This is a genomic window from Bradyrhizobium sp. 1, assembly GCF_023073315.1.
Lineage (GTDB): Bacteria > Pseudomonadota > Alphaproteobacteria > Rhizobiales > Xanthobacteraceae > Bradyrhizobium.
The window spans coordinates 436,431-452,513 of sequence record NZ_JADPJH010000018.1; the positions used below are offsets into that span (position 1 = coordinate 436,431).

Sequence of the window (16,083 nt, forward strand, 5' to 3'; positions counted from 1 at the left end):
AAGAGTACTGCGCTCACGCTATCGCGACGCTGCCAGCGGCAGGCTGACGTGAAACACGGCGCCCCCTGACGGGGCGTTTTCGGCCCAGATGCGCCCGCCATGTGCCTCGACGATGGTATGCGCGATCGAGAGGCCTATGCCCATGCCTTGCGCCTTGGTTGTAAAAAACGGCTTGAAGATCTCGGTCACCTTCTCCGCAAGAATGCCGTCGCCTGTATCGGCGATGGAGACAAGGGCCAGATTGCCGTTGGCGAGGCTGGTCCGACTGACGACGCGGCGCCGATCGTCCGGAAGATGAGCCACAGCATCCATACCGTTCACGACGAGATTCAGGATGGCCTGCTGCAGCTGGACCTTGTCGCCTTTCACGCGGATGGTCGACGACGACAGCTCCGTCGCGAGTTCGACATCATGGGTCATGGCCTGCACCGAGAGGAATCGAAACACCTCGGCGACCGTCGCATTGAGGTCGATCTCGCGCCGTTCAGTCGGGTCTCGCTTCAGAAACGAGCGCAGCCGGTCGATGATTTCGGCCGCCCGCTGATCGTCGCGGCGGATGTGGTCCAGTATGTCCCGGATCTCGCCGAGATCGGGGGGCGGATTCCGCAACATTTGCTGGGCCGTCTCGGCATTGATCAGGATCGCGGCGAGCGGCTGGTTCAGCTCGTGCGCGATCGAGGCGGACATCTCTCCGGCGGTCGCGCGGCGGTTCATGTGGGCGAGTTCCGACATGCGCTGGCGTGCCTCGACCTCGGCCAGGAAACGCAAGCGGCGCTCGCGCAGCAGAATGGCGATCATCAGCCCCTGGACCAGCACCACGCTCGCGACGATTGTCGAGTGCCAGTAATATTGTTCCCAGAAGCTCCGTTCGCGGAAACGCACCTCGCTGCCAGGAGGCAGATTGGCTTCGTCCACGTTCCAGCGTTGCAGCTGCCGCCAGTCGAAGATCGGCTTCACGTTGTCCCCGCTGAAGGGCGCGATACGCGACGGCGCTTCGCCGTCGAGAATCCGCATCGCTACTTCGCCGGCTTCGCGGCCGATGATTTCGGGCAGCAGCAGGAAGCCGCCCACTCCCGACCGCCCCAGGAACGTATCGGACGTAATGATGATCGGGCGGTTCGCGCTCTCGGCGACGCGCGCGAGTGCCGAGGCGGCGGAGTAATAGGTGCCTTCGCCGTCGGAATACATCGCCGAGGTCAGGATCGCGGAGCCGGCGGGCAGGGAGGCGACCTGCTTGCGGACGTCACGCAGGACCGCATCGGAGAGATCTGTGACCTCCAGACCGGGCATCACGGCCGCGAAGTCCTGCTTCCAATGTCCATACACCAGCGGATTCTTCCAGGCGTCGCCGACGAGGACGACACGGGTCAGATTGGGAACGACGGCGCGCGCTGCGATCAGGAGATCGGTCGGCCTCACTCTGGCGAAGACGGCCGTCGCGTCGGGCAGAAACAGCGCGCGTGTTTCGGGCAGGTCGGGCACGAAGCCGTACACGACAGGCGCGGCGGGCCAGATGTCCTGCTTGCGTTTCTGAAGGAATTTCGCCGATGCGACGCCGATCGACACGATGACGTCGATGGAGCGGAGTGCATATTTGGTCTTGAGGTGACCGACCAGGCTTTCTTCGTAGTCTGGTCCGGGGAAGCGGGCGAGATCGAGGCTCTCGCCGTAGATCACCGTGTGACCCTTCCCGTTTTGCTTTGCGGCGGCACGGATGCCGGCAAAGATCTCCGAATAGAAGGGCGAGCGAAAATCGGCTTCTTCCAGAACCAGGATCGAACGCTGCCGCGGGCCGTCGGCTGCGATGCATTCAGATGACAGGTTTGCAGACGACAGGCTTGCGAACAGGCAGACGATCAGGATGCGCGCGATTACGGCGATCCTACACATTCCTGGACTCATCGCCCCGCTTCCGGTTGCAATCGGGCCTCCTCGATGAGGACGCACGCGAGAGCATACAAGCCGGACCTGGAGTTTCAACGGAAGGATGCCCGCCCGGTCCCGGGGACAAGCGGGGCGGGACGAAAGGCCGCTATTTGAACGGATCCTGGATCGACGGCGACGATTGCCTGATGCGGCGCACGCTGACCGGCGTGCCGTCGGAGACGAACAGCAGCTCGTAGCTGCGGCCTTCGCTGTCGGTCGCCGAGCAGGTGACGTCGTTCACCTTTTTGGCGGCAAAATTGCCGGTCTGGCGGCAGACGCCGGTTGAGGCCTGCTCGGCCGGCACCGGCAGGCCGTCGACCTTGGGCCGGTCCTTGGAATTGAGCAGCATGCGGTCGATCGGCAGCTCGTAGGAATTGTCGTCGGCGCGCTTGCCGTTCTCGCCGGAGAACGACACGACGTGATTCTCGTCGCCGGGATCGTCGACGGCGACCGCGAAATTGACCCGGCCCTTGTCGCCATGGGCGTAAGCCACCGTCTTGCAGGCGAAGGTGCGGCCCGCGACCTTCAGCGTCTTGCAATGGCCGGACATCAGCGCCAGCAGGTCGATGAGGGCGTTCTGCTGCGCCGGCGGATTGTTGACCGGGATCGCCGCGGAAGACTCGGCAAAACAAGGACTTGCCCAGGGACTTGCCCAAGAACTTGCCAAGCTGACGAGGGTTGCGGCCAGAACCGGTTTGCAAAGGCGCATCGTCAGGCTCGCGTGCCAGGGGCCACGGTCAAATCCCGTCCAACAACCATCGAACCGCAAATTGGTTGCGATCCCGTTTGCCTAGGCCTGCCTGACTGGAATACCACCGCGCCACCCCTGGCGATTCGTCCAAATCGCCCCATCCGTCCCGGCAGCCACTTGCCGTCAGGCCGATGTTTTTTTCGTGGCGGAGCTAGGCGATCGCCGCCTGCCAGCGCCTGTCACGCAACGACGGGCGGCGATGCAGGCGGGCATCGATCAGGCCGCGGGCGCGGGGGAGGTCGCCGCTGCGCATCAGCGCCACGATGAAGGTGTCTTCGATCAACTCGCGCTGGGCGTGGCTGCCGCCGATGCGGACGACCTCGCCCAGGACGGGTGCGAGCGTTTGCGCGCAGGCCGCATAGTCCTCGTCGGCGAAGGCGGCCAGCGCGCGGCAGATCGCCGGCACCACGGGACCGGCCGGCAGCTTGCCCTCGGTGAGCCGCTGCTCGATCACGGCAAGCCGCGCGGCGAGCGCCTCGCGGTTCTGCGTCGCGGCCGCGAACAGCGCCATGTGAACGTCGGCGAACGGCAGGCCTGATCTCGGAAACAGTTTTTGCGCGGTGGCGTCGGCATCAAGCCAGAGCGTCTTCGGCACGGCATGGCCATAGGCCGACAGCCGCCAGAGCAGCGAGGCACCGTCGGTGACGACGTTGAGCGGCGGCGCCTGCGTGGCAGAGGGCTGAAGCACGTCGGCATAGATCTTGAGCGCACGCGCCGCGTCGCCATATTCGAGCGCGCCGAGCGCCTGATGCCAGAGGATATGGCCGTGCAAAATTCCGGCGCGGCCGTAGGAGGGGAGCCATTCGTCGACGAGACGGTCGGCCGCCTCGATCGAGCCGTCCTCGAACATCGCATGCAGCACGGCGTGCGCGGCATGGGCATTCGCCGGGCGCAGGTCAAAACCGCGCTCGGTGACGCCGCGGCCGCGGACGACGTCGCCGCTCTCGGTCATCGCCCAGCCATACATGGTGAGGAACCACCAGTCCTCGCCATAGTGCTGCGCGACGCGCTCGCACAGTTCACGCCGGGCGCGGTCGTGATCGGCCATGCCGGAGAAGGCGAACAGGCCGAACGCGCCGAGCGGCAACGACAGCACCACGGCATCGCGCGGCCATGCCTCGATATGCTTCAGCATCGCTGCGATCGACTCGGGCAAGCGGCCCTCGATCGCGAGCGCGAGTGTCTCGACATGCGAGCGCTCACGCTCGGTGCCGCGCTTGGAAGCGCACTCGCGCGCGAGTGCCGCCTTCTGCCGTGCGAGATCGCCCTGCTGGTAGAAGGCGTGGATGCGGGCGCGGGCGATGTGGGCCAGTGCGAAGTCCTGATCGGCCGCGATCGCGCGCTCCAGCGTCTCCGCCGTGCCGGTCCACCCCGCCAGCATGAGATCGACGCCGTCGCGATAGGCGGATGCGGCCTCGTGCGAGGTGGTGGAGAGCGGCAGGCCGTAGCGGTCTTCGTGCGCCATCGTCGTCCCCGCTGTTACGCCGTCCGCGCGCGTCGGCCCTCGATCGGATAGGCCGGGTCGTTGTAGCCCGGCGTCGAGGGATGGCCCGGCACCACCAGGCGGTCGATCAGCGCTTCGTCATCGGCGGTGAAACGATAGTCGAGCGCGCTGATGTAGCCGTCCCACTGCTCCTCGGTGCGCGGGCCGGCGACGATCGAGGAAACGAAAGCCGAGTTCAGCACCCAGCTGACCGCGAACTGGCCGGCGGTAATGCCCTTCTTCTCGGCATGGGTCTTGATTTCCTGCGCAAGCTGAAGCGATTCCGGCCGCCATTCCGTCTGCATCATGCGGGTGTCGTTGCGGCCGGCGCGCGTCTCCTTGTCCGGAGCGGCGTCCGGCTTGTATTTGCCGGTGAGCACGCCGCGCGCCAGCGGGCTGTAGGGCACGATGCCGAGGCCGTAATAGGAGCAGGCGGGAAAGTGCTCGACCTCGGGCATGCGGTTCATCGCATTGTAATAGGGCTGGCTCACCGCGGGCCGGTCGATGCCGAGCCGGTCGCAGATGTTGCAGATCTCGGCGACGCGCCAGGCGCGATAGTTGGAGACGCCGAAATAGCGGACCTTGCCGGCGCGGATCAAATCGCCCATCGCGCGCACCGTCTCTTCCAGCGGCGTCGCGTGGTCTTCCTTGTGCAGATAGTAGATGTCGATGTGGTCGGTGCCGAGCCGCGCCAGGCTTTCGTCCGCGGCCTGCAGCACCCAGCGGCGCGACAGGCCGACACGATTGGGATCAGTGCCCATGGGATTGGCCAGTTTCGTGGCGAGCACCCAGGCGTGCCGATTGTTGGCGATGGCGCGGCCCACGACCTCTTCGGATGCGCCTTTCGAGTAGGCGTCCGCAGTGTCGATGAAATTGATCCCGGCCTCATGCGCTTTCGCGATGATCCGCTTCGATGCGGCTTCATCGGTCGGCCCACCGAACATCATGGTGCCCAGACAGATCGGCGAAACCTTCAGGCCAGTGCGGCCGAGCTGGCGGTATTGCATGGGCTGCGTCCTTGCTGCTTCTTGTGGCGTCAGCATAGCCGCCCAGTTCCGTCATTGCGAGCGCAGCGAAGCAATCCAGAGATGCGTCCGCGGAGAGATGCTGGATTGCTTCGCTGCGCTCGCAATGACGAGGAGAGCGCGGTGGCAGCCTGACTTCGCGCCTACTCCGGCCCCTTCAGAATCTTGAACACGCCATTGGCCATCACCACGCAGCGGTCGTCGACGCTGACCTCGGTGCTCATGAAGATCAGGCTGCGGGTCGAGCGCACGACGCGGGGGCGGGAGATCAGGATGTCGCCGATCTTGCCGGCCTCGACGAAATGGGTGTCGAGCTGCACCGTCGCCATGAATTCCTTGCCGGAGACGTAGCGGGCGGTCATGCCGCAGGTGCGGTCGGCGAAGGTCATCATCACGCCGCCCTGGACCATGCCGCGGCGGTTGTGGTGCTTGTCCTCGGTTGCCAGCGCAAATTCGAAGTGGCCGTCGACCTTGCGCTCCCACAACGGGCCGATCAGGTGCATGAAGCCCGTGGTCTCGAGGATGCTCCAGCCCTCTGATTTGAGCCTTGCGGCGGCCTTGTTGGTCATCTCGTCGTCCATTCCTGTGCGGGCCCTGCGATCTCATTTCATCGGGGGCGGACGTGGTGTAGTCAAGCATCATGAGACCGTTCGACGATGCCACACGACGGAATATCGCAGGCGCCTGCGCGGCCTTCACGCGGCTGCCGGAAGACGGCGCATCGCCGGCGCTGAAGCGCGCCGCGGTGGCGGTCGCGCTGACCGCGGCGGGCGAGGGCGATGACACCGCGTTTCTGCTCACGCTGCGCGCATCGCATCTGCGCGCCCATCGCGGCCAATGGGCCCTCCCAGGCGGACGTTGTGATGCCGGCGAAACGCCGGTCGAGGCGGCTTTGCGCGAGCTCGACGAGGAGCTTGGCCTTCGCCTTACGGGCGCCGATGTGCTCGGCACGCTCGACGACTATCCGACGCGGTCCGGCTATCTGATTACGCCGGTCGTGGTCTGGGCCACAGACAGCGCCGCGATCAAACCGAACCCGGACGAGGTCGCTTCCGTCCACCGCATCAGGCTCGCCACGATCGAGCGAGAGGATGCCTTCGACTTCGTCGCGATCCCCGAAAGCATCCGCCGCGTGATCCGCTTCCATCACCAGATGAGCCTGATCCATGCGCCGACGGCGGCCTTGATCTATCAGTTCCGCGAGGTGCTGGCGGGGCGACACACCCGCGTCACCGATTTGGAACAGCCGGTCTTCGCCTGGAAGTGACGATGGTAAACGGCACGTTAACGTGACGGTTACCGGATGCCTGCTAAGACGGCAGCATGCATCATTCGATTCGAAATGCCGTGAGGCTGGTTCCACTTGCGCTCGTCCTGCTTGCGCCGCCAGCGCGTGGCGGCGAAGCCGATGCGCTGCCGCCCGCCGTCCGCGATGCCAAAGCCCAGCTGTTGTCGCAGTTCTTCGCGCAAGGTGGGGCCTCGCCCGCCGTGCTCGAATATCGCCGCAAGCTCGCAGAGTATCAGCAAATCCGCGGCGCCTTCGACGAGGAGGCCGGCGCCTATTGGAGCCGGATCTCCGAGAAGCGGAAAGGTCGCAATGCCAAGCGGCGCAGTGGGCAGCAGGTCACGCTCGACGATTACGTGCTGGAGCATCCGCCGCTCTATAACGGGCCGAAGCGGCCGGTGAATCCGGAACCGGAGCAGACCCCGGACCGCCCCGAGCGAAAGCCCATCCCCGTGGTCGCCGATCTGCTGCGCGCGGCGCAGGAGCTCTATCAGTTCACGCCGCAGCGCCCGTCCAGCGAGGTCGAGTTCAAGCGCGCCTATGCACGCTACGCGCTCGCCTCCGGGCTCACGCGCGAGCAGGCGGTGCGGGTCTATTCGTTCGAGACCGGCGGCACCGGAAATTACGACGTGCAGGCGGGCATCGAGCATGGCGGCAAGCGCGCCATCTCGACCGCGATGGGTTACAACCAGCTCCTGACCACCAACAGCGTCGAGCTGCTGGCCGAGCAGGGCCATGAATTGATCCGCGCGCTCTCCGAGAAGGTGGCGAAGACCTCGGGGCCGCCGCGTCAGTTGCTCGAGCACAAGCTCATCGTGCTGAAGAAAATGGTGGCGCAGGCGAAGTCGGTGCCCGACACATGGTCGGAGCACGAGAAGATCGGCAACACCGCGCAGGGCTGGGCCATGCATGCGATGGTGCTCGACGTCGATATCGGGCCGATGTTGCAGACCCACAAGCTGCTGACATCGGTGCTGTTCGCCCGCACCAAAGGCTATAGCCGCCCGCTCTCGGCGGCCGAGCTCGAGATGATGAACCTCACCGGCGACGGCACCGGGCTCGACATGGTGACGATGCCGCAGGCGATGCGCGAGCAGGTGCCGACCTCGAACTTCTTCCAGCGCGGCGGCTACGAGCGCAACCCGGTCGCGATCCGCCACAACACAGTGGCGAAGCTGCTGGCGGTGACGGATGCGCGGATGGACAGCAACAGCAACAATGCCGGCGCGAGGGAATTGGCGGGGGCGTTTTAAGCGGCGTCAAAGCAGGTTGCTGTCATGCCCCGCGAAGGCGGGGCATCCAGTACTCCGTGCCGTCAGTTGGTTTTCGACAACGTCGGCCGCGGCGTACTGGATCACCCGCTTTCGCGGGTGATGACACCGAGTTGACGCGTCGCCGCCCTACTGATCCGACCCGAACCTGAACTTGCCGTCGCCTTCGAGATACGGGCCGCTGCGCATGTAGAGCTGGCCGTTATGGCCGATGAAGAACAGCGTGCCCTTCGGCACCTTCTTGGCGCCCTTCAGCAGCTCACCGGCATTGCTGGTGCCCATCTTGTAGGAGAAGGTCTTGCCTTCCTTGTCATACGCATAACCCGTGTCTGGCTTGAGCTCCCACGGCGTAGCCGGGGCTTGCGCCAATGCGGGTGCCGCGAACGCGCCCAGCATCGTTACGAGTGCAAATGTCTTCGTCGAAAATGCCATCATCCATCCTCCCCGCCATTGGGGTGCCCTGTTTGAACAAATCACGAACGATATTTCCGGGTCAATCCGCAAAACGCCGCAGCGCATCACGTATTGCCCAGTAGTTTGTGATTTTCCCTTCGCCCACCCGCGACTATGTTCCGCTTTCCGTCTAGAACGCAATTCGACAAAAATATCGGTGGGGATGATTCGAATGAACCATGTCATTAAAGCCTGCTCGGCTGCCGCGCTGTTGGTCACCGCGCTGGCGCCGGCCGCCCGGGCCGATGATTACCAGCTCAGCCACAACCAGCGGATTTCGTGCAGCCGCGGCCTTGCCCCGGGCAAGCTGAACACCGCGACCTGTAAATCCTACACCTATCTGTTCAACACCAAGACCTCGGAATATTTCCGCTGCCAGGTCTCGCTGGCACTGACCCGGGACAACAAGGAAGTCATCAACGTCCAGACCGACGGCGGCTGCACCAAGAAGCCGCGCATCTTCGAGACCGACGGCCATTACGATTTCGACGCCACCGAGACCGAGCCGCCGAACACCAATTCGTTCTTCGGCCCCGGCGGCTACTCGATCTGGGCCGCTGACATGTCCGCGCAAAAGATCCGTGGCTGTATCACCATCTCGTCCGGCCTAGGCTCCGACATCTCCAAGTGCCTGGACATGACGTTCCAGTAAGGCGACAGCCAGCGCTTGGCTGCGCCACCTCGCCGCACCCGCCGGGTTCCCAAAAATCGAGCCGGGTCAGCCGTTTACCGCAGTCCTGTTGTGACTATTGGATGGGTTGACCCGACCTCCTCGTCCGGCCAATTTCCCGGCCGGTTTGGGGAGTAAATACAACCATGAAACGGACGATTTTCGGCGTGGCCGCAGCTCTTGCTCTGGCGGCGTCGGTACCTTGCGCGCATGCGCAATCCTTCATCAACGTGCTGACCGGAGGCACCTCCGGCGTCTACTATCCGCTCGGCGTCGCGATCGGGAAGATCTACGGCGACAAGATTCCGAACGTGAAGACGCAGGTGCAGGCCACCAAGGCGTCGGTCGAAAATTTGATCCTGCTGCAGCAGGGCCGCGGCGAAATCGCCTTCACGCTGGGTGACTCGCTGAAAGCCGCCTGGGACGGCGACGAGGAAGCCGGCTTCAAGACCAAGCTCGACAAGCTCAGGACCATCGGCGCGATCTATCCGAACTACATCCAGATCGTCGCGACCGCCGAAAGCGGCATCAAGACGCTGGCGGACCTCAAGGGCAAGAGCCTGTCGGTCGGCGCGCCGAAATCGGGCACTGAGCTGAATTCCCGCGCGATCCTCAGCGCGGCCGGCATGACCTACAAGGACCTCGGCAAGGTCGAATATCTGCCGTTCGCCGAATCCGTCGATCTCATGAAGAACCGCCAGCTGGGTGCGACGCTTCAGTCGGCCGGCCTTGGCGTGGCCTCGCTGAAGGATCTCTCGACTTCAAGTCCGATCACGGTGGTATCGGTGCCGAAGGAGACCGTCGACAAGATCGGGCCGCCCTTCATCTCGGCGACCATTCCGGCCAACACCTATACCGGCCAGGACAAGGACGTGCCGACGGCGGCCGTGGTCAACTATCTCGTGACGAGCTCGGCGGTGTCCGACGATCTCGCCTACCAGATGACGAAACTGGTCTTCGAGTCGCTGCCCGAACTCGCCAACGCGCATGCGGCGGGTAAGGAGATCAAGCTCGAGACCGCCGCCACCGGCAGCCCGGTTCCGCTGCATCCCGGCGCGATCCGCTATTACAAGGAAAAAGGGCTGATCAAGTAAGGTCGGGGTCTTGGTATCTGACGTCTTGGCCGGGCAAAAGCGCGAAGCGCGTCTTCGGGCGGATGTCCCGGCCATCCACGTTCTTAGGCGAAGCGAGAAAGGTCGTGGATGCCCGGGCCTTCGCCGCGCCGAAGGGGCTTCGGCCCCGCAGGCGGGACAAGCCCGGACATGACGGCTTGGAGATGCGGTGCCAATGCCATAGGCGTTGGCAAGCAGGGGACGGATTGAAATGCTGGAAAAGGCAGAGGGCACCGACGCGGCGCCCATCAAGGTCGAATTCGACAATTTCGAGCACGGCTTTCCGGAAGGTTTTGGCCCGGGCTGGTGGGGCACGCTCGCCTACTGGATCGGTATCGCGTTCGCGACCTTCCAGCTCTATGTCGCGGCCTTCAACTATCTGCCGAGCCAGGTGGTGCGCGGCGTCCATGTCGGCTTCCTCGTCCTGCTCACCTTCGGCCTGATCGGCAATTTCACCGCGAAGAGCAACGCCGGCCGCGCGCTCGGCTGGCTGATCGGCGCCGCCGGTTTCTTCTGCGGGCTCTATCAGTGGATCTTCTACGCCGATCTGATCGCGCGCGACGGCGATCCGACCAACGTTGATCTCGCGGTCGGTACGTTGCTCGCGGTGCTGATTTTCGAAGGCACGCGGCGGCTGATGGGCCCGGCGCTGCCGCTGATGTGCGGCGCCTGTCTGCTCTACTGGTTCTTCGGACAGTATCTGCCGTCACCGCTCAACCATCGCGGCTATGGCTTCGACCAGATCGTCACGCATCTGTCGTTCGGCACCGAAGGCTTTTACGGCGTGCCGATCTACGTCTCGGCGACCTACATCTTCCTGTTCATCCTGTTCGGCTCGTTCCTGGAGCGCGCCGGTATGATCCAGCTGTTCACCGACGTCTCGCTCGGGCTGTTCGGCCGCACCCGCGGCGGACCGGCCAAGGTCGCGGTGTTCGCCTCGGGCATGATGGGCACGATCTCCGGCTCCGGCGTTGCCAACGTCGTCACCGTCGGCCAGTTCACGATCCCGCTGATGATCAGGTTCGGCTATCGCCGCGCCTTCGCCGCCGGCGTCGAGGCCACGGCCTCGATGGGCGGCCAGATCATGCCGCCGGTGATGGGCGCGGTCGCCTTCATCATGGCGGAGACGCTCGGCGTCCAATATTCGGAAATCGTGAGGGCGGCCGCGATCCCCGCGATCCTCTACTTCGCCTCGGCGTTCTGGATGGTGCATCTGGAAGCCGGCAAGCACGGCCTCACAGGCATGAAGAAGTCGGAGACCCCGAGCGCCTGGAAGGCACTGGTGAAGGGTTGGTACCTTGTGCTGCCGCTCGCCGCGCTGGTCTACATGCTGTTCGAAGGCTTTACACCGCTCTATGCTGGCAGCATGGGCCTAGCGCTGACGGTCGCGCTGATCCTCGGCGCGAGCATCACGGCGGGCGTCTCGGCCACCGCGATCCGTTACATCTTCTGGATCGGGCTCGCGCTCGTCGTCGCCGCGCTGTCGCGTGACGGCCTTCAGATCGTGCCGGTCGGGTGCGTCGTCGTCGCCCTGATCCTCATCACCGCCTTCGTCCGCGGCGGCGTGGCGGCGCTGCGTGCCTGCCGTGACTCGCTTGCCGAGAGTGCAAAGTCCGCCATCACGGTCGGTATGGCCTGTGCCATCGTCGGCGTCATCATCGGCATGATGTCGCAGACCGGCGTCGGCACCATCTTCGGCGGCTGGGTGATCGGGCTCGGCGAGAAGAGCCTGTTCCTGGCACTGATCATGACCATGCTGCTCTCGATCCTGCTCGGCACCGGCATCCCGACCATCCCGACCTACATCATCACCGCCGCGCTCGCAGCGCCTGCGCTGGCCAAGCTCGGCGTGCCGCTGATCGCAAGCCACATGTTTGCGTTCTATTACGGCATCATGGCCGACCTCTCGCCGCCGGTGGCGCTCGCCGCGCTCGCGGCGGCGCCGATCGCGAAGGAGAATCCGGACAAGATCGGCTGGGAGGCGATGCGCATCGCGCTCGCCGGTTACGTCATCCCCTTCATCTTTGTCTATTCGCCGGCGCTGATGCTGCAGGCTGGCGATCCCATGGCGGCAACGCTCGGCTTCTACGGCGCGGTGGCGCTCGCGAGCTTCAAGGCGCTGGTGGCGATCGCACTGTTCGGCATGGTCGCGATCGGCTTCCTGTTCACGCGGCTGACGCTGCTCGAACGGGTGGTCGCGCTCGGCGCCGCGATGTGCCTGCTCGGCGACTTCCCGTTCAGCGACACCGCGGGCTTCCTGCTCTCGGCAGCGCTCGTGCTGTGGCAGTGGCGGCAGCGGCCGCCGGCCGTGGTCGAGGCAGTGTGAGCCTCTGCCTCGCAACAGCCGGAGGCGTGAAGGCGCTCGCGCTGTCCGCCTTTACGCTGGTGTGGACGCATTCGATCGCCAAGGTCGATTGGCAGGAGGACTGGCGCGTCACGCCCGCCGGCCTCGCGCTGGTGCAGGCCCGCGTCAAGGGCACCGGCCCCGGCATGGAGCCGCCGCCCGAGGCGCGGCTGGTCGATGGCTGGTTTCAGTGGAGGCCTGAGCGTGCGCCGATGCCGGAGGTGGTGCTCGGGAATTCCGGCGCGGCGGGGGAGTGGCGGCTGTGTCATGGTGGGGAGTGCCGGACATTGTCGGAGATTGTCGGGCATCCCATCGGTGCTAACGTCACCAAGATGAGCATCTGCAAAGATCCGTAGCCCGGATATCGCTTCGCTCATTCGGGTTACAATCAGAACAACAACACGGGAGACACGGGATGGATCGGCTCAAGGGCAAGGTTGCGATGGTGGTGGGCGCCGGCTCGATCGGGCCCGGCTGGGGCAACGGCAAGGCCACCGCGGTGACCTTTGCGCGCGAGGGCGCGCAGGTGTTTTGCGTCGATCGCAACGGTGCGGCCGCCGAGGAGACCGCGAAGATCATCACCGGCGAAGGCGGTAAGGCGACGGCGTTCACCGCGGACGTCGCGCGCGCGAGCGACATTGAGGCGATGTTGGCGGCGTGCCTGAAGGCTTATGGTCGCATCGACGTGCTCGACAACAATGTCGGCATTGCCGAGATGGGCAGCGTCGTCGAGGTCGCCGAGGAGAGCTGGGACCGCGTCTTCACCGTCAACCTCAAGAGTGCCTATCTCGCCATGAAGCACGCCATCCCCGTGATGGTGAAGCAGGGCGGCGGCTCCATCATCAACATCTCCTCGATCGCCTCGATCCGCCATGTCGGGATTTCCTATGTCAGCTACAACGCCAGCAAGGCGGCGATGAACCAACTGACGCGCTCCACCGCGGTCGAGTTCGCGAAGGACCATGTGCGCGTGAATGCGATCCTGCCCGGCCTGATGAAGACGCCGATGGTGGAGCATTCCGCGGGCCTTGCGAACAGCTACGCCAGGGGCGACGTCGAGGCAATGTGGCGCGCCCGCGATGCGCAAGTGCCGATGGGCCACATGGGCGAAGCCTGGGACGTCGCGAACGCGGCGCTGTTCCTGGCGTCGGACGAGTCGAAATATGTCACGGGGATCGAGCTGGTGGTGGACGGCGGGATCACCTCCAAGGCGGGGGCGTAAGCACAGTCTCACACTCCGCTGTCGTCCCCGGGCGGCGCTCGCTTGTCCGGGACGACAGCGGCGCTTACTGCGCCAGCGCCAGAATCCCACCGGCAAACGAATGCCACGCGGCCGTCTCGCTGATCGGCCAGTTCAGCACCTTCACCGCCAGCAGCGCGAGCGTGCCGGTGATGTAGACAGGATGCACGCGGCCTTCGGTGCGCCAGTCGCGTACCATGGCGACGACGAGCAGGAGCGAGGCGACCATGGCTGGCGCAATCGTTACCGGCACCGGCGGCGGGCCGGGCGGTCCGGGAGGGGCCAGGAAGGTCAGGAACCAGCGCGCGATCGCGGCATCGAGGATCGAAACTGCGGCGAGCAGTATCAGGCGCTTGTGAATCTCGGGCCGGCGCGTGTTCATGATCGCAAGCACGAACACAACGGCAAAGAACGCGATGCCGCTCATCGGCACGATCGAGAAGGCGATGCCGGCCTCTCGCTGCCCGAGCGCGGCGGAGTGCTGCATCACATGCACGGACGCAAGGAAACCGAAGATCGTCATTGCGGTCGCGAGCGAAACGCCGACCATCCCGAGCGCGCGGTGATTGACCACGCGGCCCGACGCGGCGAGCCAGGTCTGGATCACGAAATAGAGAGACCAGGTGAAGAACAAGAGTCCGTGAAAATGAATCACCGGGCTTGCAGAAAATGTCCGGTGAGCGAGCGGCACAAAATAGGTCGGTGCGAAGCCGAGAAATGCGGTGGCGGCGCAGGCCAGGGCCATGTGGAGATAAAAATATCGTGCAGGCGACGCATCACGCGCGCGTACACGACGGTCGTCGATCAAGGTCGTCATCAGGAATGAGTCTGGAGGGGCGGCGTTTGGTTCAAGCCGCTAGCCATCTGTATGGGTTAACGCGCGCTGCACCGAGCTTACCCGCCCGCGCTCAATTCTGCGAGATCGAGCTCGCCCTCAAGGCGGTGGAAAGCATCGTCGCCGATCACTTCGGTGGCGCGGAGGTGGAAAATCGATTTGCGCGCGGCTTCGATGGCGCGGCGGCGCAGGGGATCGGCGGGAAGCTCGCCATTGGGGATGCCGCCGTGGGGATCGTCGTCGGCCTGCATCAGGAGGGCACGATATTCGAGCCGCAGGATTTCGGCTTCCTCCGACGGATCGTCCTCGATCGCATCGAGCGCCGCGCGATAGGCGACCGCGCGGGCGCGCGCGACCTCGATGCCGACGGGATCATCGTCCTTGAGGCCGAAGGCGAGGATCAGCGGCCGCAAGGTCAGGCCCTGGATGATAAGCGATCCCAGCACCACGGCGAAGGCGATGAAGACGATGAAGTCGCGATAGGGAAAGTTTTCCGGCAGCGCAAAGGCGGTGGCGAGCGTGACGAGGCCGCGCATACCGCACCAGGAGATGATGAGGCCGCCCTTGAGCGAAACGACGGCGCCGGGGTCCTTCGGATGATAGAGCCCGTAGTTGATCAGCACGCGCAATGTCGTGCGGTAGAACGTCACCCAGAGCAGCCGCACCAGCACCACTGTGACCAGGATCCAGGCTGCCGCCACGCAATATTCCCAGCGGACCTCGGCGTCCAGCCGCGTCCAGATCGGCCGCATCTGCATGCCGATCAGCATGAAGGCGAGCACGTTGAGCACGAACACCATCGTCTCCCACACCGCATAGGACGGCACGCGCAGCCGCGCCGGCATGCGTTCGCCCGCGCTGCGCGCGAGAGCGATGGCGTAGACCACGATGGTGAGGATACCGGAGAGGCCGAGATGCTCGGCGGCGATCCAGATCATGAAGGTGGTGGCGAACTGCACGATGATCGCGCTCGGCGCCTCCGTCACGCGTTCCATGATCGGCGGGATGAGGCGGGCTGCGACAAGACCGGCGACGACGCTGCCGACCAGCGCCAGCGCCATTGTCGGCGCGACCTGGCTCCATGCCAGATGCTCGGTGGCGACCGCGCCGACGGCGATGCGATAGATCAGCAGCGAAGTGGCATCGTTGAGCAGGCTTTCGCCCTCCAGGACCTTCACCATGCGGTGGGGCAGCTTGACCTGACTGAGGATCGCGACCGCGGCCGCGGCGTCAGGCGGTGCCACGATGGCGCCGAGCGCGATGGCGGCGGCCCAGGGCATGTCGGGCATCAGCCGGTGCGCGACATAGGCCACGCCCACGGTGGTCAGGCCGACCGCGGCGACGACCAGGGTCGCAACCGGAACCCAGTTGTTGCGCAGATCCCGCAGCGAGGTGTCGAAAGCGGCATCCAGCAGGACCGGTGCGACAAAAAGCGCCAATGCCAGGTCCGGCTCCAGCGCCCAGGTCGGGCTCGACGGCACGAAAGCGATCAGCGCGCCGCCGATGGCGAGGAAGGTCGGGTAAGGGACCTTGATCCGCCGCGCCAGCGCCGATAATGCAACAGCGCCGAGCAGAAGTGCGATGATCCATTCGAATGTCGACACGCGTGTCCCCGAAACCGATTTGAGCCGTGCCACAAGGTAGTACCAATCCGGCCGTATGATGGATAGTACGGCCCCAAGGCAAGA

15 protein-coding genes are annotated in these 16,083 nt (G+C 64.9%); 7 read left to right on the forward strand and 8 right to left on the reverse strand.

The window, feature by feature from the left end; genetic code table 11:
* Positions 1-18: 18 nt before the first annotated feature.
* The 5 genes from IVB29_RS14500 to IVB29_RS14520 all read right to left on the reverse strand — a co-directional run bounded on the left by IVB29_RS14500 (position 19) and on the right by IVB29_RS14520 (position 5,754).
* Positions 19-1,890, reverse strand: coding sequence for an ATP-binding protein (locus tag IVB29_RS14500; RefSeq protein WP_247504034.1), 1,872 nt, complete (start codon positions 1,888-1,890; stop codon positions 19-21).
* Positions 1,891-2,032: 142 nt separating this feature from the next.
* Positions 2,033-2,635 (reverse strand): hypothetical protein, encoded by a 603-nt coding sequence (locus tag IVB29_RS14505; RefSeq protein ID WP_247504035.1) that lies wholly within the window; start codon positions 2,633-2,635, stop codon positions 2,033-2,035.
* A gap of 193 nt (positions 2,636-2,828) precedes the next feature.
* Entirely contained in the window at positions 2,829-4,142 is a 1,314-nt protein-coding gene (locus tag IVB29_RS14510; protein WP_247504036.1) for a tetratricopeptide repeat protein, read from the reverse strand.
* A gap of 14 nt (positions 4,143-4,156) precedes the next feature.
* Positions 4,157-5,167 carry an aldo/keto reductase gene (locus IVB29_RS14515; RefSeq protein ID WP_247504037.1) on the reverse strand — a complete coding sequence of 337 codons (1,011 nt, stop codon included), beginning with the start codon at positions 5,165-5,167 and terminating at the stop codon, positions 4,157-4,159.
* Between the two features lie 161 nt (positions 5,168-5,328).
* Positions 5,329-5,754: a PaaI family thioesterase gene (locus tag IVB29_RS14520; protein ID WP_247504038.1), complete on the reverse strand. Its 426-nt coding sequence runs from the start codon at positions 5,752-5,754 to the stop codon at positions 5,329-5,331.
* A 71-nt stretch (positions 5,755-5,825) separates the two neighbouring features.
* Between IVB29_RS14520 and IVB29_RS14525 the strand changes: the two genes are divergently transcribed.
* Positions 5,826-6,452 (forward strand): CoA pyrophosphatase, encoded by a 627-nt coding sequence (locus tag IVB29_RS14525; protein WP_247504039.1) that lies wholly within the window; start codon positions 5,826-5,828, stop codon positions 6,450-6,452.
* Between the two features lie 56 nt (positions 6,453-6,508).
* Positions 6,509-7,723, forward strand: a complete 1,215-nt coding sequence (locus IVB29_RS14530; RefSeq protein ID WP_247504040.1) for a hypothetical protein — start codon at positions 6,509-6,511, stop codon at positions 7,721-7,723.
* Positions 7,724-7,870: 147 nt separating this feature from the next.
* On the opposite strand, the gene IVB29_RS14535 is transcribed toward IVB29_RS14530, so the two are convergent.
* On the reverse strand, positions 7,871-8,173 hold the full coding sequence (locus tag IVB29_RS14535) for a hypothetical protein (RefSeq protein ID WP_247504319.1): 303 nt from the start codon (positions 8,171-8,173) through the stop codon (positions 7,871-7,873).
* Positions 8,174-8,366: 193 nt separating this feature from the next.
* Here IVB29_RS14535 and IVB29_RS14540 point away from each other — a divergent pair, with 193 nt between their 5' ends.
* The 5 genes from IVB29_RS14540 (at position 8,367) to IVB29_RS14560 (ending at position 13,542) form a co-directional block, all read left to right on the forward strand.
* A complete protein-coding gene (locus IVB29_RS14540; protein ID WP_247504041.1) occupies positions 8,367-8,846 on the forward strand; it encodes a hypothetical protein in 480 nt (159 codons plus the stop codon).
* A gap of 164 nt (positions 8,847-9,010) precedes the next feature.
* Positions 9,011-9,958, forward strand: coding sequence for a TAXI family TRAP transporter solute-binding subunit (locus IVB29_RS14545; RefSeq protein ID WP_247504042.1), 948 nt, complete (start codon positions 9,011-9,013; stop codon positions 9,956-9,958).
* A gap of 229 nt (positions 9,959-10,187) precedes the next feature.
* Complete coding sequence (locus IVB29_RS14550) at positions 10,188-12,302, forward strand: TRAP transporter permease (protein WP_247504043.1); 2,115 nt, start codon at positions 10,188-10,190, stop codon at positions 12,300-12,302.
* Complete coding sequence (locus tag IVB29_RS14555) at positions 12,299-12,676, forward strand: DUF1850 domain-containing protein (RefSeq protein WP_247504044.1); 378 nt, start codon at positions 12,299-12,301, stop codon at positions 12,674-12,676. Before IVB29_RS14550 ends, IVB29_RS14555 begins: the two co-directional genes overlap by 4 nt.
* Positions 12,677-12,735: 59 nt before the next feature.
* Complete coding sequence (locus IVB29_RS14560; protein WP_247504045.1) at positions 12,736-13,542, forward strand: glucose 1-dehydrogenase; 807 nt, start codon at positions 12,736-12,738, stop codon at positions 13,540-13,542.
* Positions 13,543-13,606: 64 nt separating this feature from the next.
* Here IVB29_RS14560 and IVB29_RS14565 read toward each other — a convergent pair whose 3' ends face one another.
* Together IVB29_RS14565 and IVB29_RS14570 are read right to left on the reverse strand one after the other, a co-directional pair.
* Complete coding sequence (locus IVB29_RS14565; RefSeq protein WP_247504046.1) at positions 13,607-14,377, reverse strand: hypothetical protein; 771 nt, start codon at positions 14,375-14,377, stop codon at positions 13,607-13,609.
* Between the two features lie 77 nt (positions 14,378-14,454).
* Positions 14,455-16,032, reverse strand: coding sequence for a sodium:proton antiporter (locus IVB29_RS14570; RefSeq protein WP_247504047.1), 1,578 nt, complete (start codon positions 16,030-16,032; stop codon positions 14,455-14,457).
* Between the last annotated feature and the right edge of the window lie 51 nt (positions 16,033-16,083).